The following is a 25,207-nucleotide window of genomic DNA, read 5'->3' as shown; positions in this document are numbered from 1 at the left end:
GCTATTTCGCCTCGATATTCGCAGCCTTAGCATCGGCCGCCCAACGCGCAATTTCGCTGCGGACAAACACGCCGAACTCGTCAGGCTTCATAGGCGCCGTGACAACGCCAACGGCTGCAAGCTTGTCGCGCGTCGCAGGCATCGAGAGAAAGTCGTTGCTGACACGATACAGCTTTTCGACAATCGATTGCGGTGTGTTTGCGGGCGCGAATATCCCATACCAGATTTCGGCCTGAAAGCCGGGCATCGCCTCTGCCAATGCCGGCAGATCAGGAAAGAGCGTGCTTCGAGTAGGCGAGGTAACGCCGAGGCCTTTCAACGTGCCGGCTTGCATTTGGGGTAGGGAGACCGAAAAGTCGCCAAATGTCAGATCAATCGACCCACTCATAGCGTCAGTCATTGCAAGCGGGACACCACGATACGTCGCTGCGATGAGAGAAAGCTTGCCGCGACTTTGCAACTGCGCGACAGAAATTTGCGCGGCGCCAGAACCGAAACCGGCTGCGAGCCCGGGATGCGCGCGCCCGTACGCTAGGAATTCTGCGAGGTTACTGGCGGGAAAGTTCGGGCGCACGAGCAACACCATTGCGGTTGTCGTCGTTCGAATGATTGGCGAAAAATCTTTGACCGGATCGTACGGCAAGTTTTTCATCATCGACACGTTGCTGGCATGTGTCGTGTTTGTTCCGATGATGACTGTGTATCCATCAGGCGCTGCACGGGCGACTTCTGCAGCACCAATGCTCCCGAGAGCTCCGGTGCGATTCTCGACGACTACCGTTTGTCCGAGCACTTCCTGCCAATATTGGCCGAGCAGACGCGCAACATGATCCGGTCCTGCACCGCCAGGGAAAGGAACGACAATGCGGATTGCTTTCTTCGGATAATCGTCGGCTGCATGAACAGCCGAAACGGCAGCTCCTAACATGAGTGTTGCGACAAATGCCAAACGAGCCAGCATCCGAAATCCTCCCGGGTATTGTTATTTGTACGGACAAACTATAGGATCATTATCTTGCCGTCAAATCGGTGGACTGCGAAAAAGTTAGCGCTGGGAGCTACAATTCGCTCCTGCAGCTGTAAATGACCGGACAAAAGGAATACGCGATGGATGTCGAGGAACTGAGCGCTAGAGGGTTATCGCTCCGCCAAAAATTCTTCGGCGAGGCAGACGTGCAAAAAAGGATGCAAGCAGCGGGCGACTTCGGTGCCCCGCTGCAACACATCATCAATGCGTATGTCTACGGCGACGTATGGAGCCGGGACGGCATTTCGAATGACGTCCGGAGCCTCGTGATGCTTGCCATGACGGCCGCGACTGGCCGAACCGCTGAATTCCGGGTCCACGCTAAGGGCGCCAAAGCGAACGGCTGTACTCTGCCGCAGATACAAAACGTGCTGTTGCTGATTGCGATGTACTGCGGGATTCCCGCCGCTATCGAACCGCATCAGATCGTAGCGGAAATTTTCGGCAGCGATGCAATCCAACCGGAAGAAAAGAAATAGCTTCTCCCGCGAATGCGATGCTTAGCGGCGCGCAAACTTACGAGTGCATTGATGAGCTCCGAAACGATCAACCTGTCACTAGGAACTGCAACACCCGGCGGTGGCTTCCCCTTTTACGGGGAGGCGTTAGCGAGGGCGGTCAACCAACGCGATAGCTCAGTGTATATCGCTTGCCGCAATACAAAGGGCAGCACCGAGAACGTACCGCTGCTCGAGCAAAACGAACTCGATTTTGCGCTCGTTCAGGGCGAAGTTGCCTATGAGGCATTTGCCGGAATTGGTCGCTTGCCCGCTTACTTGTGGATCGTGGCGGCCATGTATTCCACGCCGGGTATGTTTGCGGTTCGCGCGGACTCGCCTGTGCAAACGGTTACGGATCTCGTTGGGTCACGTGTTGCGTTCGGCGCCAAAGGATCCGGACTCGTAATTCTCAATCGATATGTTCTCGATGGGCTCGGCCTTGTCCAGGACCGCGACTTCGACGCTGTCTTTCTGGACAAAGCTGGCGACGGCCCTGACATGGTCATAGACGGTCGCGTCGCGGCGCTTTGGGGTGGAGGAACGGGCTGGCCCGGGTTTGTAAAGATTTTTTCAGGCCCGGAAGGTGGACGCTTCATCACGCCCACAACGCTAGAGTGCGACCGCATACTCGCCAAGCACGCGTTTCTAAAACCGCTGACGTTGTCAGCTGGAAGCTATCCCGGCCAGCCTGAAGCAATCGCCTCCGTTGGTTCGTGGAGCTTGATACTTGCTCGGCGTTCATTGAGCGATGGTTCAGCTTACAACTTCGTTCGTGCGCTCGACCGCGCTCACGACGCGTTAGTCGGCGAGATCGATCAGGCGACGGAAACGACACCGCAGAACACTATTGCGGCTGCGCCGCGCCGCGATCTTATCCATCCTGGCGCGCTGCGCTATTTCGAAGAAATCGGTCTCATCTGACAAGCGTCTAATCAACGAAACCGTAGAGCGTTGCTGGATTCAAGCAAAGAATCTTTTCGCGGGCCGTCTCATCCGGGACCCATGCTGACAGGAGATCGCAAAGGTCTCCATCATTCGGCATGGCTCCGCGAACCATAACGTGCGGCCAGTCGGTCCCCCACACGATGCGGTCAGGGTTCGCATCAACCAATGCGTGCGCCAAGGTGACGACGTCGGCGTAGGGCAATTGCTCTCGAGAAATTCGATACGGCCCGGTCAGCTTGACCCACGCTCGCCCATTCCGAAGCAGCTTCAGTAAATCTTGAAAGCCTCCGTTGTCCGGAGTTGTGCCAGGCGCTGTGTACCCAAGATGTCCGAAAACGATATCGACGGGAAAGTTTTCGAATGTGATCGCAAAGTCGGGAAACGTATCAACGTGGAGCAAAAATTCCATGTGCCAGCCGAGCGGACGTATGCGTTCGGCGAGCAAACGCAGACTTTGGAAATCAAAGGCCGCGCCGCCGGACTTCACATCCACGATGTTGATCCGGACACCCCTGACACCGGCTGTTGACAGTCGTTCAAGGTCGTTGTCGCTTATTGCTGGGTCGACGACAGCAACTCCGCGAAATTCGCTTCCTGCCTCTTTGAGAGCATTCAACAAGACCGTGTTGTCAGAACCATAAACGCTTGGTTGCACGAGCACCGCGCGCTTCACACCCAGCACGCGAAGCATCGTCTGATAATCGCTCAGTAAAGCGTCTGGAGGCGTGTAGATCCTGTCGGGGCTGTAAGAAAAAACTGAGCCGGGTCCGCAAATGTGCGCGTGGCAGTCGCAAACCAAATCCGGCAACCGAAGCTTCGGGGTTTTTGGTTGAAAATCTGGAGGAAGACATACTGGCGCCAGAGATGACGAGCGATCTTGCATGACGTTGGAGCTGCGATCAGAGGAGTGGGGCGTAGAGAGCCGCAACATGCACGATGCTAGTTTTGCGTCAAGAACACGCGATGCTTCGGCGTGCGGAGTTTGGTTGCGGACGAGCTTAAGCGTCCGGCGGCAATGGGGCCGAAAGCGGACGGCGGCTCAGCGTCTGTAGACGGCATTTGCCGCGCGCCGGGAGACCGCGGCCTTGAGCATCGCTTCTCATCTGGTTTTGACGTTCGCCACTCGGATCACTTTCGCCCACTTTTCGCTTTCCGACGCAATGAGAGCTCCGAACTGCGCGGGCGATCCAGCTATCGCCATCGCTCCGAGGTCTGACAATCGCGCCGCCAGTTTTAAATCGGAGAGACTAGCGTTGACCGCACTATTCACCTTCTCAACGATGTCGGCCGGCGTATCCTTCGGCGCACAAAGCCCGTTCCACCCGCTCGCTTCGTAACCGCTCACGAATTCGTGCGGCCGGCCGTCTGCCCCTCAAGATCGCGGATCAGGCTCGACCTTTCCGAACTTGGCGTCGGCAGACTTCGATCGAAAAGATAACCGACCGAATCCTTGGTTTGGTTCTTTCGGCTCAGCTACCCATCGAGCGACGTTAGCTTCCCATGAGTTGACCGTTGCAGGGCTCACGAAACTGCGCCGGTAAACCCTGAACAAGAACAGCCATCGGATAAAGCTCGCGTTCCGATGGAAGCGGAAGGACTTCGAATACAGGACGATCAGCACGGCGGGATACGTAAACATCACCAAGGCGGCGACCGCTATCACTCGGTGATAAATTCTCTGATCAGTTTGGAACGCCAACTTGAACGCCGCCGGTACCGCCGTCGAGTAGACAATTAGGGCGATTGTCATCAATGGCATCATCACGACGACGAGCGTTACCAGCACCCAAAATTTTTGCCAGCGACCTGATTTGTAGAAGCGGAATTGGGGAAGCAACGAGTCGCTCCATGCGTTGCTTGCGTCGAGCAGGATCGCAGGGTCCGCTCCACCAAATCTCGCGCGCGACAGTCGCGGGAAAAGAGAACTGACGATCAAATAATTTGCGCCATTGATAGCCGCTGCGAGAGAAGCGCCAGCTATAACAAAGAGGACGTAGACCGATGGAACAACGAGCTTCAAAGTGCTGATTGAAATCTCAAGTCCAGGGGCAGCTTTCTGACTTGCGATCCAGAGCGAGAGGACCAACGCAGTTGCACACCCTTGAAGAAAAGCCTTCTGCGCGGCAGCGCGTTGGCCGATGAGCAGCTTGAGCAACTCCATTCCTGAGACTGAGTCTCTGACCGCTCGCTGTGCTTTGTGAAATTCGTGACCGACAAGTCGACCTAACTTGATGCGGCGTGACTTCATGACGGGGTTATCAGCTCACAGGAGGCCTAACTCGCTGAAGGTATAGCGCCACATCGCCCAGGTGCTGATCAGCATGACTGGTTTTCCACAGCCGGCTTCGCTCCCGGAGTGAGGAGTATGCTCCACATGGCGCCGCAAATCCTGCTACAAAATACCCGACGATCGCCGCTATAAGTAGCTGCAATCATTACGGAAAATGATCTTGGCGGAGACGAAGCTAGTCTTTGCCCTAACCAGCGCAGTGCGAACCGCAACGAATTGCGCGTCGGATCGAGCGCTCCACTCGGAACTCGTGTAGTTGTCGAGCGCGCTAGCCACTAGAGCTTAGAAACCCACCGTTGGCTGCCAACGGCAACTTTTGGTTCTTTCGGCTCGAAGTCTAAACGTCCGAAATGGGGCGCAAAGCGGCGTAGCTTCTGACCCAGCCCCAAGTCGAAGCGCGATCCTATTTGACTTACCGAACCACCAGGTATTGCTCTGAGAATGGGCCAGAGTAGATCGTCTGATAGTAGAGCTCTCGATTGCGTAGTGTGTATCCGCGCAGCACGAGGGTCATGCCAATTTGCCCGGTTCTGCAGCCAAGCACTTTCGCTGCTTTGTCTGGAAGCTGATCGCAGCGGATCCATTGATCGGCCCGCAGTGTTGGCAGCGATAATTCCTTGCTGAGAATTATGCGCAGATTCTGCTCGAGATGCTGACGACTGACGTCCTCAAGTCTTTCAAAATCTGCTTCTCGCAACCAAAACTCGCTGAAGACATCGAGGCGTCCGCCTAAGTTAATCAGACGCTCAATTTTGATGAAAGCCTGACCTCCCAGAAACTCTGACCAAGGACCTTTTCGCGCGATGCGGCGAATAGAGCGAACTCGTACGTAGGACGGAAGAATTGAACCATCTGGATCACGAAAGCGGAGAAAGCGGAGTTCGGCCGGTCCGATCGATGGCCGCCCAACAAACGTTCCTCGCCCATGTTCGCGCGATACGAGCCCGCTACTTGCGAGACGCGAAAGTGCCTTCTGCACCGTACCGACACTTACTCGATAATGTGCTGCAAGCTTCTCTTCAGAAGGCAGCTGTTCGCCCTCTCGTAAAGAACCATCCTCGATGCTGCCAATCAGGCTTTCTGCAATGTTGGAGACTTTGGTCATCGGTCCTCGTCGACTTACGTTGACCGAGGTAGCAGCCGAAGAACGCACACGGCAAGTCGCGACAAGTCCTATATAGGACTGTTGACTTCCGCACTGATCCAGATCACGCTCTTTCCATAACAAGTCAAAAACTGTCCTGGAGCAGTGTCAGTAGGAGAAAGTTGCCACTCAGCTTGGCGCTCCTACAACACCGAGTCCTCTAGCGGACTAATATGGGAGAGCAGCGTGGCGCGAGCGATAGTGCTCAACGGCGACGACAATGTCGCAACCTTGGTCGATTCGGCGCGGAAGGGTGAGGCCGTTCAGCTAGCTGGCAATGCTAAAGGGCTTGTCGACTTAGTGCGCGACGTTGCGTTTGGCCACAAGTTCGCGTTGCGACCGATCGCAAAGGGCGAAACCATTCTCAAATACGGCAAGGTGATCGGTCAGGCGACCGATGCGATCGCCACCGGCGATCATGTGCACGTGCATAACGTGGAAGCGCTTCGCGGCCGTGGCGACAAGCAGGGAGCGCGCTGATGCAATCCTTCCAAGGCTATGAGCGCCCGGACGGATCGGCCGGCATCCGCAATTTGGTGGCGATCGTGTCCGTGATGGATACGTGTAATCCAGTGACGCGCGGAATCGCGGCTGCGATCAAAGGCAGTGTCTACATTCCGGGCTCCTACATCCGGGGCCAGTTGGGGCGGGATCGCGCCATTACGCTGAATGCGACCGCCGGTCTGTGCCGGAACCCGAACATCGCGGCCGTCGTGGTTGTCGGACTAGAGCCGCATACGACAACCGAACTCGTGAACCTCATCAAGGCTTCGGGCAAGCCCGTCGGCAGCGTAGACATCCAGATTGCAGGCGGAACGATCGAGGCGATCGCGCTCGGCACGCGCCTCGCCGCCAACTTCGCGCGTCAAGCCTCAAAGCAAACGAGGCGCTCGTTCCCTCTGTCGAAGCTTCTTTTAGGTCTGGAATGCGGCGGTTCAGACACGACCTCTGGCCTTGCATCGAATCCGTCCATCGGTGTTGTCGCCGACAAGGTCGTGGCGGCCGGCGGTAGTGCGATCATCAGCGAGACTTCCGAATTCTTCGGCGCCGAGCATCTGTTCGCGGACCGCGCGATCGATAGTGCGGTACGCGAGAAATTTCTGCACGAGGTCAACGATGTCGAGCAGCAGATCATCAGCCAAGGCGTCGATCTTCGTGGCTCAAATCCAACGCCGGACAATATCCGGGGCGGTTTGACGACGATCGAAGAGAAGGCACTTGGCGCGATGGCGAAATCCGGGACATCGCCGCTCGTCGACGTTCTCGGCTATGGCGAAGGCCCGACCAAGCCGGGGCTTCATTTCATGAACGGCCCCGCCCCTGCCGTCGAGTCGATAACGGGTCTCGCGGCTGCGGGTTGCCAGCTCGCGTTGTTCTCGACCGGTGTCGGCAATCCGATCGGACATCCGGTGATGACCGTCGTCAAGGTCAGCGGCAATCGCAACACGATCGATACCTTCTCGGACAATGTCGATTTCGACGTTTCAGCGGTGCTCGAAAAAGACGAGACGATCGACTCGGCGGGCACGCGCCTGTTCGAACACATGATCAGCATCGCGAGCGGAGAACTGACGACCTCCGAAGTGCTCAGCGTTCAAGAGTCGGCCATCAGCCGGTTCGGTCTATCGATGTAAGAACAAAAATAAGAACAGAAAAAAGGAAACCGGGAGGATGGAATGCATGGGGGGAAGCCGTTTGCCCTAGCGCTGGGCGTCTTTGTTTTCTGTTTTTGCCTGCCGGCCGCGAGTTCCGACTATCCGTCTCGCGGCATCACCATCGTGTCGAACTATCCGCCCGCGGGCGGTGTCGACATCACGGGCCGCATCATGGCGGCCGAACTGCAGAAGCGGTTCGGCCGTTCGGTCGTCGTTGAGAACAAGCCGGGTGCAACCGGCGCCATAGGAGCGGCACTCGTCGCGGGTGCCGCTCCCGACGGCTACACCTTGCTGGTGACCGCCAACCCGGCGATCACCGTCATGCCCTTCGTCAGCAAGGTGAACTACGACCCGATCAAGGATTTCGTCCCGATCGCTAAAGTGGCTTTCGCGCCGACCGTAATCGTCGTTGCGACGGAGTCGCCCTACAAGACGTTCAAGGACCTCGTTCTCGGCGCCAAGGATCCGGCGCAGAAAGTAAGCATCGGCGTTCCGGGCGTCGGATCGCTGCCGCAAGTGGAGATCGAGCTCATCAACAAACAGATGGGCTCGCAGATTCAGAATATCGCCTACAGAGGGGCGACCTTCATCGTCAACGATGTGCTCAGCAACACGTTGACGGCGGGCGCCGCAGCCGTTCCCGCAATGGTTTCCGTTGTCGCGTCCGGCAAAGCACGCGGTCTCGTTGTGGTGTCGCCGCGCCGCTCTGCCATTTTCCCGGAGTTGCCGACCGCGAAAGAAGCGCTCGGCGTCGATCTCGACGGCTTTCCGACGTGGTACGGCTTCTTCGCACCGGCCGGCACGCCGCCCGAGGTCGTCGCGCGACTTCAGCGCGAGATGCACGCCGTGATGAAGGATCCCGCGATAGTCGAAAAGATGACGTCGATCGGAAACGAAGTCCTCTGGGAGGACGGCAAAACTTTCGCGCAAGAGAACGACCGTGAGATCGCGCGTCTGACGGCTGCGATCAAGGAAGCCAATGTCACCATCCCCCGTTGACGCAAGCGCAAATCGCTACAGTACCGACGCATTGACGGCGTGGGCCGCGCAGGTCCTACAGTCCGCCGGTGTGCCCGGTGGCGATGCGGTTGCGACGGCCGAGATCTTGCTCCGCAGCGATATGCGGGGGATCGGCACGCATGGGATGGCTCGTCTCAAGTCGTATCTTGAGCGGCTTGAGGCCGGCGATTTCAATGCGAAGCCGAACATTGCAATCGACCGGCGCGGATCGGTTTGGATGGTCGACGCCGACGGTGCGCTGGGCCAAGTGCTGGGGCGCCGCATCGTCGATGCGGCGAGCGAAGCGCTGAGCCAGGAGGCCATCCTTTGGGTGAGTGTTCGCGAGACAGGCCATCTTGGCGCTCTCGGCATCTTCGCACTCGAAGCGGCGGAGCGCGGGCTCATCTGTTTTCTGGGCCAACGCGTGCCCCCGCTACTCGGCCTGCAAGGCTTTCATCGCCGCGCGCTGGGACACAATCCTTTTGCGTTTGCGGCCCCCGCGGCAGATGGAGCAACACCGTTCGTCATCGATATGGCGTGCAGCGTCGCGGCACGCGGCCACATCCTGCTTGCGGCCCGCAACGGCGCGCCAATCCCGGATGGTTGGGCACTCGATCCGGATGGCGAGCCGACGACGGATTCGCGGGCTGCGGCCGACGGGCTCCTGCTGCCGACCGGCGGCTACAAGGGCATGGCCCTTGCGATGATGATCGAATGCTTGGCGGCGGCCTTGCCGGCGCATCCCGACATCAAACCCGTGATGGAATTTCCCAGCGCCGGAGCGCTGCCGCGGCAGAGTGCCTTCTTCTTGTTCCTCAATCCGAAACTGATCGGCCAGGGCGACGCGTATGCCGGCTACATGTCGCACTGGATGGATTTCTATCGCGAGTCCGGCGACAGCGCTCGGATTCCGGGCGAACGCGGTGAAGACGGAGAGCGCGCGGCACGCACCCGTGGACTGAGTTTCTCGCCAACGATCGAAAATGAACTTCGGGCGCTCGGCGACAAAGCCGGCATCGCATTCCCAGGACGCCTCCCATGATGATCACATCGCATCGCGACAAGATCGCCCGGCTCAATAGTCTGCGCGCGCGTCTCGATCCGCTGGAGGATTTCGAGCTTTGGTTCTGGAGCACGATGACGGCCGGGACGAACGCAGTGAATGCAGCGCTGCATCACGCCGGGCTGACGAAAGAGGAAAGTGCATTTCCCTCGCAACCGGGTGTCTACTCCGTGGCGACTGGCGATAGCGGCAACGCGTTCCGTTCCGAGCTACGCGCCCTCGGCGACGTGCTTCACGTCGGGCGCCCGCCGGTTCCTGGAACGATACCGCCGGACATCGCGGAGATGATGACCGTCATGGAGATCATCGAACACTATCGCGACCCGTGTACGCGCGGTGATATGGCGATTGATCGGCAGACGGTCAGCGCCTGCGACAAAGCTTATCTCCGCTGCGCCGCGTTGCTTGAAACGCGCTTGGGTGGAGCTCGGGCATGAACATCGCCAAGCACCGCGAGAAGGCGGAAAGAATCGAGAAGTCGCTTGCGAAACTGCGCAGCGAAGACGCCGAGATGCGCATCGAGGCTGCCATGCTGTCGGCGACGCACTGGGTCAATCTCGCCTATCACGCCATGGGCGTGACGAAGGACGATCAGGATATTCTGCATTCCTACATGCTGACCGTGAACGAATTCCGCCGGCTCGCTGCGGCCGACGAGGCTCTCATCACGATGTTGGCCAAGATCGAAGACCTGCGTCCGGTCTATGTCCGCGGCGATGTGCCGGGCGCCGAAAAGGCAGCCGACGAGGCCATCGGCTTACTCAATGAAATACGGCGCTTCGCACAACAAGCAACGACATAAAGCAGCGCCGACGAGGAGGAAGACATGCGAAGGTTGAAATCTGCGCTCGCTATCTTGGTCGCTGGGTATTTTGCCGTTGTCGGCTTTGCGGCGGCGCAGCCCGAGTCGTTTCCGTCCCGGCCGATCACGATCATCGTTCCATTTGCGGCCGGCGGCCCAAGCGATGCGATCGCGCGCCTGCTTGCACAATCTATGACGCAAACGCTCGGACAGCCCGTCATCGTCCAGACGGTCGTTGGTGCCGGCGGCACGGCAGCGGCCTTACGTCTCTCAAAATCGCAGCCCGACGGGCATACAATATTGATTCATCACATCGCGCTGGTCGCGGGCGCGTCGCTCTACAAGAACCTCGGCTACGTCACGACCGAACTCGTACCGATCGGGTTAATCAACTCGGGACCAATGGTTCTTGCAACGAGAAAGAACTATCCGGCAGCAACGCCTGCCGAACTCATCGCCAAATTGAAAGCGGATGGTGCGAAGACTACCATCGCGCATGGCGGGATTGGCTCGAATTCGCACCTCTGCATCCTACTCTTGCAGGAAACACTCGGCGTGAAGATGACGCAGATCGCTTATCAGGGCACGGGCCCCGCGATGAACGATCTCGTTGGTGGCCAGACCGATCTATTGTTCGATCAATCCACCAACGCGGTCCCACAATTGGAGGCCGGCACCGTCAAGGGTGTCGCCGTCACGTCGGCGCAGCGACTTGCCGTAGTGCCGAGTTTGCCGACTGTGAAAGAAATCGGTTTACCGCAAGTCGAATTCACTCTTTGGCACGCACTCTACGCGCCCCCGTCGACGCCGGCGCCGGTCATCGAGAAGCTCAACAGCGCGCTGCAGATTGCACTTAAAGACAAGCTTGTCCGCGAGCGATTCGATGCATTTGGCACGCAATTCTTTCCTGAAAGCGAGTGGACGCCCGCAGCTCACCGCGCGCGTTTCGAAGCTGAACTTGCGACATGGCGGCGAATAATTGAAAAAAGCGGCGTCTCGGTCGGAAATTAGGAACGTTGGCGTAACTTGCTCAGCGGGCCATACTCATCGAGGTCTGCCGCTTCGAATTAGTAGCGCAAAGAAAGAAAGGTGGGCTTAGGGCAGGGCGAGTTAGTGCCTCGTCATTCTAAGATCACCGACTGACCCCAACACGCCGTTGTCAACTTCGGAGATAAGGTCATGAAAAAGAGCTTTCTGACGCTCAGCCTTGCCGCGCTGGTGACTGCAGCACCGTTAGTATTGTCAGCCCAAAGCTCGAAGCCGCTCGTGCGGTTGGTTGTGCCATTCAATCCCGGCGGCGGGTCCGATCTATTTGCACGCGTGATCGCGCCCGGTCTTGCAGAAGCGCTCAACCAAACCGTCATTGTGGATAATCGCCCCGGCGCTGGTGGCGCAATCGGAGCAGATCACGTTGCAAAATCGGCTCCCGACGGACGAACTCTGCTCGTGTCGGATGCTTCAGCCTATACGGTCAGTCCTTCGCTCTACCCGAACTTGCCATATGCGGCGAAAGATTTGATCCCTGTTGTGGATGTAGCTCGCTTTGCCAACGTGCTCGTCGTGCCGGCTAACTCTCGCTTCAATTCCCTTCGCGATGTGCTCGAAGCGGCCAAAAAGGAGCCGGGCAAGCTGACGATCGCGTCTGCTGGGCATGGTAGTAGCCCGCATCTAACGGCAGAGAAATTCCAGGCTGACGCGGGCATTAAGCTTACACACGTTCCCTACAAGGGCAGTGGTCCAGCGATCAGCGATACTATTAGCGGCCATGTCGATATGGTGTTTAGCGGCCTTCCAAGCGTTTCAGAATTTTTAAAAGCCGGTAAGGTCAAAGCTATCGCAATCGCTTCGTCTGAGCGTTCGTCGCTTGCGCCAGACGTGCCGACAATTTCGGAAACAGGCTTCCCAGGATTCTCGTCATTCATTTCACAGGGTGTGTTTGCACCCGCCGGCACGCCAGACGAGGTCGTTAACAAGATCAACGCTGTCGTAAATCAAATCATGACTAGCAAGGAGCTGGCGGCTCGCGCTGAGCAACTGAAAGTCGAGCCACGCGCAAATACGTCCGCTGAGTACAAGAACTGGCTTTTGGGACAAGCAGAAGCATGGGCAAAGCTAATCAAAGAAGCCGGCATCAAAGTAGAATGACAAAGCCAGCGCAAATTCCGGGACGGCAACAGGATGATTGACGTTTACGCATGGGGGACGACGAATGGTCTTCGAGCGACACTTGCTATGGCCGAATGCGGGTTGCCGCACAAAGTGTTCCCAGTGGACCTCAGCAGAAAAGCGAACAAGTCGCCTGAGTATCTGGCAATCAATCCAACCGGGCAGGTCCCTACGATAGTCGATCATGACGCGCCAGAAGGAGGGCGCATCCTCGCGCAATCAGGTGCGATCGTTTTACACGCATGCCGTAAAGCTGGCCGCTATATTCCTGCCGATACGACAACCTACAACGCAGCAATGCAATGGTTTATGCATGCGGCTACCGATATTGGTGGTGCGAGCGCCGGGCTGCAGCAGGTCGCGGTTGTTGCGCCAGAGAAGGTGCAGTCTACGATTGAAATTTTCGAACAGCGCTTTATTCGCTACTTCAGCTATGTCGATCAGCAATTGACAGATCGCGACTTCATCGCCGGCGAGTTCTCATTTGCGGATATCATGCTCTACCCTAACTATTTGCTGCGCAAACAGTTGGTCGAGCGCTCGGGCAACTTCCATCACATCAAAACCTGGGCCGAACGCCTAGAAAGGCGACCTGGAGTTCGGGCGGGGATGACCTTGTTGAAAGCGTGACATCAATCGCTTGCAGCCGGCGCGTCTGCTTCGGGGCGCATAGCGGTCATCAGATCGACAACGGCGAAAAGTCCGCTTCTGGACGACGGTAGCGTTTGAGCGAACGTCCGGCTTGGGGCGCAAAGCGGACAAGCATTCTGACGTCGAAGTGCGGATTTTACTCGATTTGTTGGCGATTGTAGCTGAAGAGATCTTGTTGTTCTCGCTGCGGCGTTGGCTGGTCTAACTGATTCAGAAATTCGTCGGCTTCACGAAAAAGTTGCTGCAATCTTTGGCCGGACATTTGATCGAGATTTTTATACACGATGCGCATACGCGGATTGTGCTGTAGAACGGCTCGATTCATCGCGATAAAGCGCCAGTAGAGCAGGTTGAACGGACACGCGCCTTCGCCCAACTTTATTTTTGGATTGTAGCGGCATCCACGACAGTAATCAGACATCCGGTCGATGTAAGCGCCAGATGCCGCATATGGCTTCGATGCCAGCATGCCACCGTCGGCAAACATCACCATCCCATGCGTGTTTGGCAGTTCAACCCAATCGAACGCGTCTGCATAAACGATGAGATACCATTCTTCGATCTCGGAGGGTCTTATGCCAGTTAGAAGGGCGAAATTTCCCGTCACCATCAATCGTTGAATGTGATGGGCGTAAGCATTCCTTCGCGTGTCAGCGATCGTGATGGACAAACAACTCATGTCCGTATCGCCGGACCAGTAGAACCACGGAAGCGGTCTCGTAGCAGACAGCGCGTTGGTTTCGGCGTAACCCGGCATCTCAAGCCAATAGACTCCGCGGACAAACTCGCGCCACCCAAGAACTTGCCGGATGAAGCCCTCCGCAGCGTTTAATGGAATGTGTCCTGCGCGGAATGCTCGTTCGGCTGCCAAGCAGACTTCTTTAGGCTTAAGAAGGCCAATGTTTAGGTAAGGAGAAAGCACGGCGTGAAAAACGAACGGCTCATCACGAGCCATCGCGTCTTGGTAGCTGCCGAATTTTGGCAAGTAATCTGCGACGAATTGGTCAAGAGCGCAAAGAGCGTCTTCCCGCGTCACTGCCCAACCAAACGTTTCAAGATCGCCGAAGTGGTCGCCAAAACATTCAGCAACCAGCTTCAACACATCCGTAGTTATAGCATCCGGCTCAACCGTTGAACGCTTAGGCAGTCGTTCTGAAGAAGGCAGACGTTTCCGGTTCTCGGAATCGTAATTCCAGCGGTCCCCGCATGGCGTCGCGTCATCCATTAAAAGACCCGACTGACGACGCATCTCTCGGTAGAAAAATTCCATGCGATAGTTTTTGCGGTCGCCCGCCCAGCGCCTAAACTCAGCGCGCGAACACATGAAACGATCGTCGTCGCGGATTTCTACTGGAACATCAAAATCTACGGACCAGTCATCCATCATGCGTCGGACCCGCCATTCACCGGGCTCCGTGACGATGATCTGATGAGGCTTAAAACGCGACGTTGCGCGTGCTAACTCGCCGCTGAACGATCCAGTGTTGTTTGGGTCGTTCAGACGCACATACTCTACGGCAATCCCGGATCTTGTCAGCTCCTCGGCAAAATGCCGCATCGCGGACAAAATCAACGCAATCTTCTGCTTGTGATGTTTGACGTAGGTCGTTTCGTCCGCCACCTCGACCATCAACACGACGTCATGTCGAGCGTCAAAACCGTCTAGCGACGAAATATCTCGACTGAGCTGATCACCGAGGATAAACACTAACGATCGCACGCGAGCTCCTTCGGCGTCGACGAGCTTCCCCGCGACATCTTTCTGAGCAGGTCTCAATTGTCTGCCAGACACGTTTCCACTTTTTTCGCCACACGAAAGGACGTTCGCAGATCAAGCACACCTTCTGCGGAAAATTGGATTTCAGTCTCGTTTTTGGCACGCTGCCTCTTACTGTGCTGTCGATCAAGAACATGTCAGGATTAGATGTTCTCAATCGGATTCAAGCGATTGCCCAAGCGGGCAGCTCGGCGATCAAAGCAGCGGAGTCATGCTTAGTGTTCTCCAGACGAACCAGTCTCTGCGTGTATCAAACAAATCTCAGCATGAACGAGCAGGTTTGTTTTGAAATCGCCACTGGCTTGACGGAGACTTCACAGGATCAACGGCCCTGGGGTGCAATCGAGGATAGTCTGAGAGACACCTTGTTGTTGGTAAGCAAGCCTTAGACGCGGCCTATCTAAGCTGATCACAAGGGAAATATTTTTTGATACGAGAAGCCCTGGTGGAGCTGAGGGGATTCGAACCCCTGACCTCCGCAGTGCGATTGCGGCGCTCTCCCATCTGAGCTACAGCCCCGTCCGCCGCCGCCGCAAGGACGGGGCCTGCCAGGAAACGCGGGCATTTATGGCGGGGGTCCGCGGCCTGTCAAGTTGGCAAGGGCCGGCGGCGAGGCCCGGATTTGCGGCTTTCACGGCGTTCTGATCAGCGCGATACCGGCTTATCGACTTGTCCCGGGCGGCCGGTGCCGCTAAACCTCCGCGCACCTTTCCGGCGGCGCATCCGCGCCGCCATTTGCCATCCGAAGGACCCCATGAAGGCCATTCTGGATATCGTCCTTATCGTCTTGCAGCTGTACATTTATCTGCTGATCGCGTCGGCCGTTTTGTCATGGCTGATCGCGTTCAATGTCGTCAATGTGCGCAACCAGTTCGTCGCCACGATCGGCGAGTTCCTCTACCGCATCACCGAGCCGCTGCTGGCGCCGATCCGCCGCCGCCTGCCGAACATGAGTGGGCTCGACCTCTCGCCGGTGGTGTTGATCCTGCTCATCATTCTGCTCGAGCGGCTCATCATCTACTACATCTACCCGAACGTCTTTTAGAGAATGACTGCACAGCGAATTGACGGAAAGGCTGCGGCCGAAGCTCTTATCGGGCGCGTGACGGACGACGTCGCGCGCCTTATTCGTGACCACGGCGTGCAGCCGGGGCTGGCGGTCGTGCTGGTCGGCGACGATCCGGCTTCGACGGTTTACGTCCGCAGCAAGATCAAGCGCACGGCGGCGGCCGGCATGCGATCGTTCGATCACCGTTTGCCGGGCGATGTCAGCGAGGACGATCTGCTGGCTATCATTGCGCGATTGAACGCTGATCCGCAGGTGAATGGCATTTTGGTGCAGCTTCCGCTGCCGAAGCACATCAGCGCCGACCGCGTGATCAACGCGATCGATCCTGGCAAGGATGTCGACGGATTGCACCCGGTGAATGCCGGTCGGCTGTCGGCCGGGACCGCGAAACTGGTGCCATGCACGCCGCGTGGCTGCGTGATTCTGGCGAAGGGTGTGCGCGGCACGCTGGCGGGTCTCGACGCGGTCGTGGTCGGCCGTTCGGCCATCGTCGGCAAGCCGCTGGCGCAGCTCCTGCTCGCCGAAGATGCGACGGTGACGATTGCGCATTCGAAGACGAAAGACCTCGCGGACGTTTGCCGCCGCGCCGACCTGCTGTTCGCCGCAGTCGGACGGCCCGAGATGGTGCGCGGCGATTGGGTGAAGCCTGGTGCGACGGTCGTTGACGTCGGAATCAACCGGCTTGCTCTGCCAGACGGCAAGTCGCGCCTTATCGGCGACGTCGCTTATGCGGAAGCCGAGAAAGTCGCAGGCGCGATCACGCCGGTGCCCGGTGGTGTCGGCCCGATGACGATCGCGTGCCTTCTGCTCAATACGCTGATCGCGGCGCGGGCGCGGGCGGGACTGCCTGAGCCGATGGTTTAGCCGGCCGCGTAAAAGCCACAGAGGATTTCCACAAGGCCGTCGGGCCGGACGAAGGAGATACTGCAATGCTGCGTACCCTCGCTCTCGGCCTTCTGGCTTTGACGGCCGCATCAAGCTTCGCGATCGGCCAAGCGGTCGAAAGCGTCTATACGAAATTCGACACCAAGACCTGCAAGAAGCAGAAAAGCGGTTGGGTATGTGCCGGCCACGACGGCAACGCCGTGCGCGTCACGGTCGGCGATCAGCGCATGCAGATCAGCTATGGCAAGACCGGCAAACATGACCGGGCACGCTCGCAGTCACTGCCGGGCTTCAACAACGCTTACGAGGGCACGGTCGAGTGGCGCGTCGAGAAGACGGCGGCCGGCAAGACCAAGCCATTTGCGACGATCCTGCGTTGGAATGCGATCTCCGAGAAGGATCAGGAAAACGCGACCGGGCCGATCACGGCAACCGGGCGCATTCTCGTCGTGACGAAGGTCGGGCCGGATGGCGTCTGCCATGTCGGCTATGTGGATGCGGTGGCTAACCCGGACGCGAACGAACTCGCGCGTAAGCTCGCGGACGAAAAGGCTCGCGATTTCAAGTGCGGCGTGGATAAGCGGGTGGTCGTCGGCAAGAAGGGCAACGTGCCGCTGCCGGACGGCGAAGTCTAACTCAGCCGTTCCAGCCGAACGCCATCTTGTCCAAGGACTTATCGCCGAATGTCTCAGACGAGCGGGCAATCGCGCGGCCGCCGAGGGCGCGGTAGAACTCGATCGCGTTGTCGTTGTCGGACAGAGCCCAGACGACGCAGTTCTTCATTCCGCTCGCCTGCAGGTCGCGGCGGGCGGCGCTGAAGAGGCGGCGGCCGAAGCCAAGCCCTTGAAATTCCGGACGCAAGTAGAGTTCGTAGATCTCGCCCTCATACGAGAGGCTGCGCGCGCGGTTGCGCCCGTAATTCGCGTAACCGGCAAGCTGTTCGCCGAACACCAAAAGAGAGATTCGGCTGCCCTTGCGCACCGCGCTCTGCCACCACGCCGGGCCACGGCGGCTGATCAGCTTCTCGAGTTCGCTGCCAGGAATGATGCCGCGATATGTGTTGCGCCACGTCTCGTCGTGAATCTCGGCGAGGGCGGCAGCATCACAAGTTTTAGCGCGGCGGACCTCGGTGATGACGGTGCTCATGAATCGAATTCAATCTCACCAACGCACGCCTGGGCAAGCGTATAGCTAATAATTCGTTAACGATCCTGTGCACCGTGACGTAAAAGCAACGAGGCGCTGTGTCCGAATGAAACAGCACCCGATTCCAATACCCGCGAGGCGCGTCTGACTGTCTTCTCGATCTACGCTGGCTTGCTGCTCAGCGCGTTTTTATCGGCAACGATTCTCCCGCTGTCGTCTGAGCTTGTGCTCGCCGCTGCGATCTCGGCGCGACCGAATGAAGTGTGGGCGCTTGTTGCAGTTGCGACGGTCGGTAATGTCGCGGGCGCGATCGTCAACTGGTTGATCGGACGCGGCATCGTCCACTTTCGCGACCGCAAATGGTTTCCGTTGAGTGCGGCGCAATACGCGCGCGCCGAAGCGATGTTCAATCGCTACGGTTTGTGGTCGTTGCTGTTTTCATGGGTGCCGATCATCGGCGATCCGCTCACGGTGATCGCCGGCGCGCTACGCGTGAGGTTCTGGCCGTTCCTGATTCTCGTCACGATCGGCAAAGCCGCCCGGTACATTCTCTTCGCGCTCGGCTTCACGCAGATGGCGCTGTGAATTGCGGGTGAAGTTTTGGGTCCGGTGCACGTTTGCGTTGACACGAATCAACCCTTCGCCCCTATATGTAGTTGTCGATGGTCTCTTGATCGCAAGATCGAGAGCTAAGAGGGAAGCCGGTGCGGTGTTCGCACCCAGGCCGGCGCTGCCCCCGCAACTGTAAGCGGCGAGCGAGACTGTCCGTTAGAGCGAAAGCTCGCGTCACTGAGGCCTTTGGCTTTGGGAAGACTGGACAGCCGCGATGACCCGCGAGCCAGGAGACCTGCCGCGACAGTGTTCGTCCACGGGCGGGGTGTCCCGGTGGTGCGGTTGCGATTTCGTGCGGCGTCTACCGCTCGGGTTCGGGACGCGCGTCCCCTCAGGCCTTTGCCCCCAAAAAACTGTTGGGGCCAAAATGTCTCTCATCACTGAAGTCAACGAAGCGGCCGTGCCGTTTCAAGTTTCGACGAGCGCCGAAAAAGCGGCGGCGCCCGGCTATCAACTCATCCGCCGCAACGGCGCCGTAACGTCCTTTGACGCTGGCAAGATCGCGGTCGCACTGACCAAGGCGTTTCTCGCGGTCGAAGGTTCGGCGGCCGCCGCATCGCGGCGTATCCACGACAGCGTCGCCGAACTGACCGCGCAGGTCGTCGCGAATCTGACTCGCCGCTCGGACGTGGGCCGCACGTTCCATATCGAAGACGTGCAGGATCAGGTCGAGCTCGCGCTGATGCGCAGCGAGCATCACAAGGTCGCGCGCGCTTACGTTCTTTATCGCGAGAAGCGTGCGGCGGAGCGCGCAGCCGCGGCCACGCAACCCGTCGTGTCTGCGCCGACGATGGCGATGACGTTGGACGACGGCCGCAAGGTGCCGCTCGACAGCGCTCGGCTTTCCGCGATCGTGGCGGAAGCCTGCGCGGGGCTCGACGGCGTTTCGATCGAAGCCGTGCTGACCGAAGCGCACCGCAATCTCTACGACGGCATCACGCTCGACGAACTCGCGCAGGCGCCGATCCTCGCGGCGCGCACGCTGATCGAGACCGAACCGAACTACGCGAAGGTGAGCGCGCGTTTGCTGCTCGATAAGTTGCGCCGCGAAGCTTTAAGTTTCGTGTCGGGCACGCCCGAGCAGGCGACGCAAGCCGAAATGGCGGCGCGCTATCCGGATTATTTCCTCGGCTATGTGAAGACCGGCATCGCGAGCGACTTGCTCGATCCGGAACTCGCGCGTTTCGATCTTCCACGGCTCGCGGCCGCACTGAAGCCCGAGCGCGATCTTCAGTTCGACTATCTCGGCTTCCAAACGCTGTACGATCGCTACTTCCTGCATGTGCGCGGCCATCGCTTCGAGTTGCCGCAGGCGTTTTTCATGCGCGTCTCGATGGGACTTGCGCTGCGCGAGATCGACCGCGAGGCGCGCGCGATCGAGTTTTACGATCTCATCTCGTCGTTCGACTTCATGGCGTCGACGCCGACGCTGTTCAATTCGGGCACGCAGCGGCCGCAACTCTCGTCGTGCTTCTTGACGACGGTGCCGGACGATCTCGACAGCATCTTCAAATCCATCAAGGACAATGCGCTGCTGGCGAAATATTCCGGTGGCCTCGGCAACGACTGGACGGCCGTGCGCGGTCTCGGCGCTCACATCAAAGGCACGAACGGCGAGAGCCAAGGCATCGTTCCGTTCCTCAAGGTCGCCAATGACACGGCGATTGCTGTCAATCAGGGCGGCAAGCGCAAGGGCGCGGTGTGCGCCTATCTCGAGACGTGGCACATCGACATCGAGGAGTTCCTCGATCTGCGCAAGAACACCGGCGACGACCGCCGCCGCACGCACGACATGAACACCGCGAACTGGATTCCGGATCTGTTCATGCAGCGCGTCGAGGCGAGAGGGCAGTGGACGCTGTTCTCGCCGGACGAAACGCCGGAGCTGCATGACCTCTACGGCAAGGACTTCCGCACCGCTTACGAAGCTTACGAGGCCAAGGCGGACCGCGGCGAGATGAAGGTGTTCCGCCGCGTTGCTGCGGTCGATCTCTGGCGCAAGATGCTGACGATGCTGTTCGAGACCGGGCATCCGTGGATCACCTTCAAGGATGCATGCAATCTGCGCTCGCCGCAGCAGCATGCCGGCGTCGTGCATTCGTCGAACCTCTGCACCGAGATCACGCTCAACACGTCGGCGGACGAAGTCGCCGTATGCAATCTCGGCTCCGTCAACCTCGCGGCACATGTGACGCGCGACGGCCTCGATCAGGCACGGCTCGCACGCACCGTGAAGACCGCGATGCGGATGCTCGACAATGTCGTCGACATCAACTTTTACACAATCCCGGAAGCGCGGCGTTCCAACTTGCGGCATCGGCCCGTGGGGCTCGGCATCATGGGTTTCCAGGATGCGCTGGAAAAGTTGCGCTTGCCTACGGTTTCCGAGGAGGCCGTGACATTCGCCGATACATCGATGGAGGCGGTGAGCTATTACGCGATCTCGGCTTCGGTCGATCTTGCGGCAGAGCGCGGTCGCTATCCGAGCTTCGACGGTTCGCTCTGGTCGCGCGGCATTCTGCCGATCGACTCGCTCGCGATCTTGAGCGAAGCGCGCGACGGCGATGTCGAGCTCGACACCGCAATGACGATGGATTGGGAGAAGCTGCGCCGGCGTGTTGTCACGACCGGCATGCGCAATTCGAACTGCATGGCGATCGCGCCGACGGCGACGATCTCCAACATCGTCGGCGTCTCGCAGTCGATCGAGCCGAGCTACAGCCAGCTCTACGTCAAGGCGAATATGTCGGGCGATTTTACCGTGGTGAATGCGTCGCTGGTGCGCGATCTCAAAGAGCGCGGGCTGTGGGACGAGGTCATGGTTTCGGATCTCAAATACTACGACGGCAAGCTCGCCGCCATCGATCGGATTCCGGCGGACGTGAAGGCGCTGTATGCGACGTCGTTTGAGATCGAGACGAGCTGGCTCATTCGTGCTGCGGCACGGCGGCAGAAGTGGATCGATCAAGGACAGTCGCTCAATCTCTACATCGCGCAACCGTCCGGCCGGAAGCTCGACGAAGCCTATCGGCAGGCGTGGCGGCTTGGGTTGAAGACGACGTACTACCTGCGCGCGCTCGCGGCGACGCATGTCGAGAAATCGACCGTGAAGAAAACGGACGGCAAGCTGAATGGCGTGTCCGCTGTTGCGGTCGCGGCGCCGGCGCTCTCCGACGCACCGCTGCAGAACGGTGTCGAAGCGCCGAATGCGTGCTCGATCAACGACCCCACTTGTGAAGCCTGCCAATAAGTCAACAACGGCGCCGCAAACCACAGCTGTCATCCCGGAAGCCGCTGCTTGCGTAGCAAGCAAGGCTATCCGGGAACCATGTAGCCCCAGCGATCGCAGGGATACGTGGGTCCCGGCTCTCGCGAGCAGCTCGCTGCGCGAGCTTCGCTCGGCCGGGATGACCGCAGAGTGCGGGATGGCGCTCAACGCAAATTCTCTCTTCTAGGAATCTCAAATGCTCGACTGGTCCGACACCAAAACAGAAGCCGCCGTGATCGTGCCGCCGCCCGATATGCCGGCGGGCGATGCCACCGGACTCGGCACGATCGACCGCGCGGGGGCGCGCGTCTCGATCGACGACAAGCGCATGATCAACTGCCGCGCCGACGTCAATCAACTGTTGCCGCTGAAATACAAATGGGCGTGGGAGAAGTATCTCGCGGGCTGCAACAATCACTGGATGCCGACCGAAGTATCGATGCAGGCCGACATCGCGCTGTGGAAGTCGCGCGATGGTCTGACCGACGACGAGCGACGCTCGATCAAGCGCAACCTCGGTTTCTTCGCTGCGTCCGAGAGTCTTGTCGCGAACAACATCGTGCTTGCGATCTATCGACACCTCACCAATCCGGAATGCCGGCAGTATCTGCTGCGGCAGGCGTTCGAAGAGGCCGTGCATACGCACACGTTCCAATACATCGTCGAAAGTCTCGGCCTCGACGAGGGCGAGCTGTTCAACATGTATCGCGAGGTGCCGTCGATCACCGACAAAGCCGCATGGGCGCTCAAGCACACGCAACATCTCGACGATCCCGATTTCAAGACCGGCACGCCGGCCGCTGATCAGGCGTTCCTGCGCGATCTCGTCGCGTTCTATGTGATTTTCGAGGGCATGTGGTTCTATACCGGCTTTGCACAAATACTCTCGCTCGGCCGGCGCAATAAGATGGTCGGCATCGCGGAGCAGTATCAGTACATCCTGCGCGATGAATCGATTCATCTGAATTTCGGCATCGACGTGATCAACCAGATCAAGATCGAGAATCCGCATCTGTGGACGGCCGCGTTTCAGAACGAGATACGCACGATGATCCGGGAAGCTGCCGAACTCGAAGCCGCTTACGGGCGCGATACGATGCCGCGCGGGTTCCTTGGGCTCAATGCGGCGCTGTGCGAGCAATACATGCACTTCATCGCTAACCGTCGCGCGGCGCAGATCGGTTTGTCGGCGGTGTTCCCGGAGACCGACAATCCGTTCCCGTGGATGTCGGAAGCGATGGATCTCAAGAAGGAGAAGAACTTCTTCGAGACGCGTGTGATCGAGTATCAGAACGGCGGCGCGCTGGCGTGGGATTGACGACTAGGCTCGGCGCCATTTCCTTGCTCCGTCTCCTTGCTCCGTCTCCTTGCTCCGTCATGGCCCGGCTTGTCCGGGCCATCCACGACTTTTTTCTGCATTTAAAAGCAAGACGTGGATGGCCCGCATGAAGCGGGCCATGACGACGGAAAGGTCTGTGCTTTGCGCAGAAACTTAGAATGCTGACGGTTGTTCTTAGTAAATAACCGTCGAGCGCATGCCGAACAGCACGCCGTTGCGTACTGCCCGTGTCGGATCGTTCGGATCCGGCACATGGCCACCCGGGTGCGCGACATATTGCACGAGCGGCTGCACGGTCCAGCCCGGTTTGATCTGTGCGAGATAGGTAAGTTCGACGGTGAGTTCGTAATCCCGCACGGGGCCGATCGCTCCGGCGAGCCTGTCGTAGTCCAACTGCCGCGCGTGATCCGACATGCGTGCATAAATGAACGACGCGCCGAACCGGTCATCGGGACGATTGGCAACGAAGCCCGCGAAGACGATGCCGCCATCGACAAAGAGATCGACGATGTTGCGATCCGAGGATGTCGCGGCGATGCGGCTGAACACGCTGATGCCGCTCGTCGCATCGCCGCCGGCCGGGCGATAGATCTGTTGATCGAAGATGCCGTAGATGCCGCTCGTGCCGTCGAACAAACGCGCGCGGCCGTTGCTGACCGGGCTCGCGAGCGAGACGCCCGCATCGTCGAAGTGCATGTGCTTGAATTGGCCGAAGTGATGCCAGCCGCCGAGCTTGAGTGTCGTCGCAGGGCCGGTTGCGTCTTTCTCCTGGTTCAGCCGGTGCTGAATTTCGGTCATCAGCAACGGAGGATCGTTGACGCGAAAGTTGATGCCGTGGCGGTTGGCGCCGAATTGGCTGCCGGGGTCACCATTGTAGAGCGCGACGAGTCCGGTCCAATTGGCGTTGTGTTCGTATTTGAAACGGACGCCCGGCGTCGCGAGCGGGTAGGCGGGGCCGCCGCTCGGCAGGTTGGCGCCAAGGATCGTCGGCCAATCGCTGCTGATGAACATCTTCGAGGAGTCGTTGAAGAAGAATTCGGCGTCTGCGGCGAGTTGGCCGAAACGAAAGCTCGCGCGGTCGGCGAAGAATTTCTGCTCGAACCAAAGTTCGGAGAGCCGGGTCGACGGCGCAGCCTCGATGTTGCTGATCGTGATGAAGCTGAAGAAGTGCTTGTCGCGCAAACCCGACGTGTTGTGGATCTGGAAGGCGTTGCCGAAGAAGGTCAGGCCGCTCCAGCCCGCGATCTTTTCGAAGTCGAGGCCGACGGATGCTTCGAGCTTGCCGGCATAGAGGCCGCCTTGGCGTAAACCGCCCGAGACGTTGCCGAGAATTTCGTTCGTGTAGGTCGAACCGTAGGTAATGCCGTGCGCGGCGAGCCACGCGCGGATGTTCAAAGGGTCGCCGTTGGCCGGAAGGCTCGTGGCGATCGAGACAGGCGGGATGCCGGTCGGGGCTTCTTCGGCGCGAGCGGCGGGTGAGGCAAGCGCCAGGGCAAGCACCGCGGCCCCAAGCGCTTTCTGCGAATGCAAGTGCAAATCATTCGCAAGATTGAGCCAGAAGCTTCCCTTGGTGGATGTCTCAAGCCTCGTACTCACGTCACGCGCCGCCTTGTTGCGAGTTATTCGCAACAGAGTGCGCATAGCCTGATACTAATTGCAACTCATTCGCAGTTGCAGAATGGCTACTCGGCAGTTGCGGGCAAACCCGATCCGCCAAACTCCGTCATGGCCCGGCTTGTCCGGGCCATGACGGTGGTGAGGCGTTTGGGCGGGGCGAGAGCTAACGCCGAGCAATGTTCCAACTAAACCGGGCCCGGCCATAACGGCGGGCCATCGGCGCAAAAAAATGGCCCGGACGAACCGGGCCAT

Annotated in this window: 26 protein-coding genes, 1 tRNA gene and 1 riboswitch; of the genes, 17 read left to right on the top strand and 10 right to left on the bottom strand. The window is 58.9% G+C overall.

Annotated features, from left to right (window positions below; genetic code table 11):
* Position 1: 1 nt before the first annotated feature.
* Positions 2-961, bottom strand: coding sequence for a Bug family tripartite tricarboxylate transporter substrate binding protein (locus tag GJW30_RS21980; RefSeq protein ID WP_096358486.1), 960 nt, complete (start codon positions 959-961; stop codon positions 2-4).
* A 122-nt stretch (positions 962-1,083) separates the two neighbouring features.
* On the opposite strand from GJW30_RS21980, the gene GJW30_RS21975 reads away from it, so the two are divergent.
* Together GJW30_RS21975 and GJW30_RS21970 are read left to right on the top strand one after the other, a co-directional pair.
* Positions 1,084-1,506, top strand: a complete 423-nt coding sequence (locus GJW30_RS21975; protein WP_096358485.1) for a carboxymuconolactone decarboxylase family protein — start codon at positions 1,084-1,086, stop codon at positions 1,504-1,506.
* Positions 1,507-1,518: 12 nt separating this feature from the next.
* The gene (locus GJW30_RS21970) at positions 1,519-2,448 is read left to right on the top strand and encodes a TAXI family TRAP transporter solute-binding subunit (protein ID WP_096358484.1); all 930 of its coding nucleotides are present in this window, start codon (positions 1,519-1,521) and stop codon (positions 2,446-2,448) included.
* Positions 2,449-2,455: 7 nt separating this feature from the next.
* Here the strand turns inward: GJW30_RS21970 and GJW30_RS21965 are convergent, their stop codons facing one another.
* The 4 genes from GJW30_RS21965 to GJW30_RS21950 all read right to left on the bottom strand — a co-directional run bounded on the left by GJW30_RS21965 (position 2,456) and on the right by GJW30_RS21950 (position 5,867).
* Positions 2,456-3,355, bottom strand: a complete 900-nt coding sequence (locus GJW30_RS21965) for an amidohydrolase family protein (RefSeq protein ID WP_096359003.1) — start codon at positions 3,353-3,355, stop codon at positions 2,456-2,458.
* Positions 3,356-3,571: 216 nt separating this feature from the next.
* Positions 3,572-3,817 carry a tripartite tricarboxylate transporter substrate-binding protein gene (locus GJW30_RS23250; protein WP_096358483.1) on the bottom strand — a complete coding sequence of 82 codons (246 nt, stop codon included), beginning with the start codon at positions 3,815-3,817 and terminating at the stop codon, positions 3,572-3,574.
* 27 nt (positions 3,818-3,844) lie between these two features.
* A complete protein-coding gene (locus tag GJW30_RS21955; protein WP_157746820.1) occupies positions 3,845-4,627 on the bottom strand; it encodes a hypothetical protein in 783 nt (260 codons plus the stop codon).
* Positions 4,628-5,174: 547 nt separating this feature from the next.
* Positions 5,175-5,867, bottom strand: coding sequence for a GntR family transcriptional regulator (locus GJW30_RS21950; RefSeq protein WP_096358481.1), 693 nt, complete (start codon positions 5,865-5,867; stop codon positions 5,175-5,177).
* 240 nt (positions 5,868-6,107) lie between these two features.
* On the opposite strand from GJW30_RS21950, the gene GJW30_RS21945 reads away from it, so the two are divergent.
* From GJW30_RS21945 to GJW30_RS21905, 9 genes are all read left to right on the top strand, one after another.
* Positions 6,108-6,386, top strand: a complete 279-nt coding sequence (locus GJW30_RS21945) for a UxaA family hydrolase (protein ID WP_197703750.1) — start codon at positions 6,108-6,110, stop codon at positions 6,384-6,386.
* Positions 6,386-7,540, top strand: coding sequence for a UxaA family hydrolase (locus GJW30_RS21940; RefSeq protein ID WP_197703749.1), 1,155 nt, complete (start codon positions 6,386-6,388; stop codon positions 7,538-7,540). The genes GJW30_RS21945 and GJW30_RS21940 overlap by 1 nt, the downstream gene beginning before the upstream one ends.
* A 42-nt stretch (positions 7,541-7,582) precedes the next feature.
* Positions 7,583-8,560: a Bug family tripartite tricarboxylate transporter substrate binding protein gene (locus GJW30_RS21935; protein ID WP_096358478.1), complete on the top strand. Its 978-nt coding sequence runs from the start codon at positions 7,583-7,585 to the stop codon at positions 8,558-8,560.
* On the top strand, positions 8,541-9,602 hold the full coding sequence (locus tag GJW30_RS21930; protein WP_096358477.1) for an Ldh family oxidoreductase: 1,062 nt from the start codon (positions 8,541-8,543) through the stop codon (positions 9,600-9,602). Before GJW30_RS21935 ends, GJW30_RS21930 begins: the two co-directional genes overlap by 20 nt.
* A complete protein-coding gene (locus tag GJW30_RS21925; RefSeq protein ID WP_096358476.1) occupies positions 9,599-10,060 on the top strand; it encodes a hypothetical protein in 462 nt (153 codons plus the stop codon). The genes GJW30_RS21930 and GJW30_RS21925 overlap by 4 nt, the downstream gene beginning before the upstream one ends.
* Positions 10,057-10,425 carry a hypothetical protein gene (locus tag GJW30_RS21920; RefSeq protein WP_096358475.1) on the top strand — a complete coding sequence of 123 codons (369 nt, stop codon included), beginning with the start codon at positions 10,057-10,059 and terminating at the stop codon, positions 10,423-10,425. Before GJW30_RS21925 ends, GJW30_RS21920 begins: the two co-directional genes overlap by 4 nt.
* 24 nt (positions 10,426-10,449) lie before the next feature.
* On the top strand, positions 10,450-11,436 hold the full coding sequence (locus GJW30_RS21915; protein ID WP_096358474.1) for a tripartite tricarboxylate transporter substrate-binding protein: 987 nt from the start codon (positions 10,450-10,452) through the stop codon (positions 11,434-11,436).
* A gap of 168 nt (positions 11,437-11,604) precedes the next feature.
* On the top strand, positions 11,605-12,570 hold the full coding sequence (locus tag GJW30_RS21910) for a Bug family tripartite tricarboxylate transporter substrate binding protein (protein WP_096358473.1): 966 nt from the start codon (positions 11,605-11,607) through the stop codon (positions 12,568-12,570).
* Positions 12,571-12,603: 33 nt separating this feature from the next.
* Positions 12,604-13,221 carry a glutathione S-transferase family protein gene (locus GJW30_RS21905; RefSeq protein WP_096358472.1) on the top strand — a complete coding sequence of 206 codons (618 nt, stop codon included), beginning with the start codon at positions 12,604-12,606 and terminating at the stop codon, positions 13,219-13,221.
* Positions 13,222-13,378: 157 nt separating this feature from the next.
* Here the strand turns inward: GJW30_RS21905 and GJW30_RS21900 are convergent, their stop codons facing one another.
* From GJW30_RS21900 to GJW30_RS21890, 3 genes are all read right to left on the bottom strand, one after another.
* Positions 13,379-14,962 carry a cryptochrome/photolyase family protein gene (locus GJW30_RS21900; protein ID WP_096358471.1) on the bottom strand — a complete coding sequence of 528 codons (1,584 nt, stop codon included), beginning with the start codon at positions 14,960-14,962 and terminating at the stop codon, positions 13,379-13,381.
* Positions 14,934-15,155, bottom strand: coding sequence for a DUF2256 domain-containing protein (locus GJW30_RS21895; RefSeq protein ID WP_208408022.1), 222 nt, complete (start codon positions 15,153-15,155; stop codon positions 14,934-14,936). Before GJW30_RS21895 ends, GJW30_RS21900 begins: the two co-directional genes overlap by 29 nt.
* A gap of 307 nt (positions 15,156-15,462) precedes the next feature.
* Positions 15,463-15,538, bottom strand: a tRNA-Ala gene (locus GJW30_RS21890).
* A 235-nt stretch (positions 15,539-15,773) separates the two neighbouring features.
* Here GJW30_RS21890 and GJW30_RS21885 point away from each other — a divergent pair.
* The 3 genes from GJW30_RS21885 to GJW30_RS21875 all read left to right on the top strand — a co-directional run bounded on the left by GJW30_RS21885 (position 15,774) and on the right by GJW30_RS21875 (position 17,608).
* The gene (locus GJW30_RS21885; protein WP_096358470.1) at positions 15,774-16,064 is read left to right on the top strand and encodes a YggT family protein; all 291 of its coding nucleotides are present in this window, start codon (positions 15,774-15,776) and stop codon (positions 16,062-16,064) included.
* A gap of 3 nt (positions 16,065-16,067) precedes the next feature.
* Positions 16,068-16,952, top strand: a complete 885-nt coding sequence (gene folD / locus GJW30_RS21880) for a bifunctional methylenetetrahydrofolate dehydrogenase/methenyltetrahydrofolate cyclohydrolase FolD (protein ID WP_096358469.1) — start codon at positions 16,068-16,070, stop codon at positions 16,950-16,952.
* A 65-nt stretch (positions 16,953-17,017) separates the two neighbouring features.
* Positions 17,018-17,608 carry a hypothetical protein gene (locus tag GJW30_RS21875; protein WP_096358468.1) on the top strand — a complete coding sequence of 197 codons (591 nt, stop codon included), beginning with the start codon at positions 17,018-17,020 and terminating at the stop codon, positions 17,606-17,608.
* 1 nt (position 17,609) lies between these two features.
* Here GJW30_RS21875 and GJW30_RS21870 read toward each other — a convergent pair whose 3' ends face one another.
* The gene (locus GJW30_RS21870) at positions 17,610-18,119 is read right to left on the bottom strand and encodes a GNAT family N-acetyltransferase (RefSeq protein WP_096358467.1); all 510 of its coding nucleotides are present in this window, start codon (positions 18,117-18,119) and stop codon (positions 17,610-17,612) included.
* Positions 18,120-18,290: 171 nt separating this feature from the next.
* Between GJW30_RS21870 and GJW30_RS21865 the strand changes: the two genes are divergently transcribed.
* The 3 genes from GJW30_RS21865 to GJW30_RS21855 all read left to right on the top strand — a co-directional run bounded on the left by GJW30_RS21865 (position 18,291) and on the right by GJW30_RS21855 (position 23,317).
* On the top strand, positions 18,291-18,704 hold the full coding sequence (locus GJW30_RS21865; protein ID WP_430727086.1) for a YqaA family protein: 414 nt from the start codon (positions 18,291-18,293) through the stop codon (positions 18,702-18,704).
* A gap of 61 nt (positions 18,705-18,765) precedes the next feature.
* Positions 18,766-18,987, top strand: a riboswitch (cobalamin riboswitch).
* Between the two features lie 111 nt (positions 18,988-19,098).
* On the top strand, positions 19,099-21,981 hold the full coding sequence (locus GJW30_RS21860) for a ribonucleoside-diphosphate reductase subunit alpha (protein WP_096358465.1): 2,883 nt from the start codon (positions 19,099-19,101) through the stop codon (positions 21,979-21,981).
* Between the two features lie 214 nt (positions 21,982-22,195).
* Positions 22,196-23,317, top strand: coding sequence for a ribonucleotide-diphosphate reductase subunit beta (locus tag GJW30_RS21855; protein WP_096358464.1), 1,122 nt, complete (start codon positions 22,196-22,198; stop codon positions 23,315-23,317).
* A gap of 195 nt (positions 23,318-23,512) precedes the next feature.
* On the opposite strand, the gene GJW30_RS21850 is transcribed toward GJW30_RS21855, so the two are convergent.
* Positions 23,513-24,934, bottom strand: coding sequence for a carbohydrate porin (locus GJW30_RS21850; RefSeq protein ID WP_245408595.1), 1,422 nt, complete (start codon positions 24,932-24,934; stop codon positions 23,513-23,515).
* Between the last annotated feature and the right edge of the window lie 273 nt (positions 24,935-25,207).

The organism is Variibacter gotjawalensis, assembly GCF_002355335.1.
GTDB classification, from domain to species: Bacteria; Pseudomonadota; Alphaproteobacteria; order Rhizobiales; family Xanthobacteraceae; genus Variibacter; species Variibacter gotjawalensis.
Note: the sequence above shows the minus strand (reverse complement) of the source record. Positions and strands in the feature narration are given on the sequence as shown.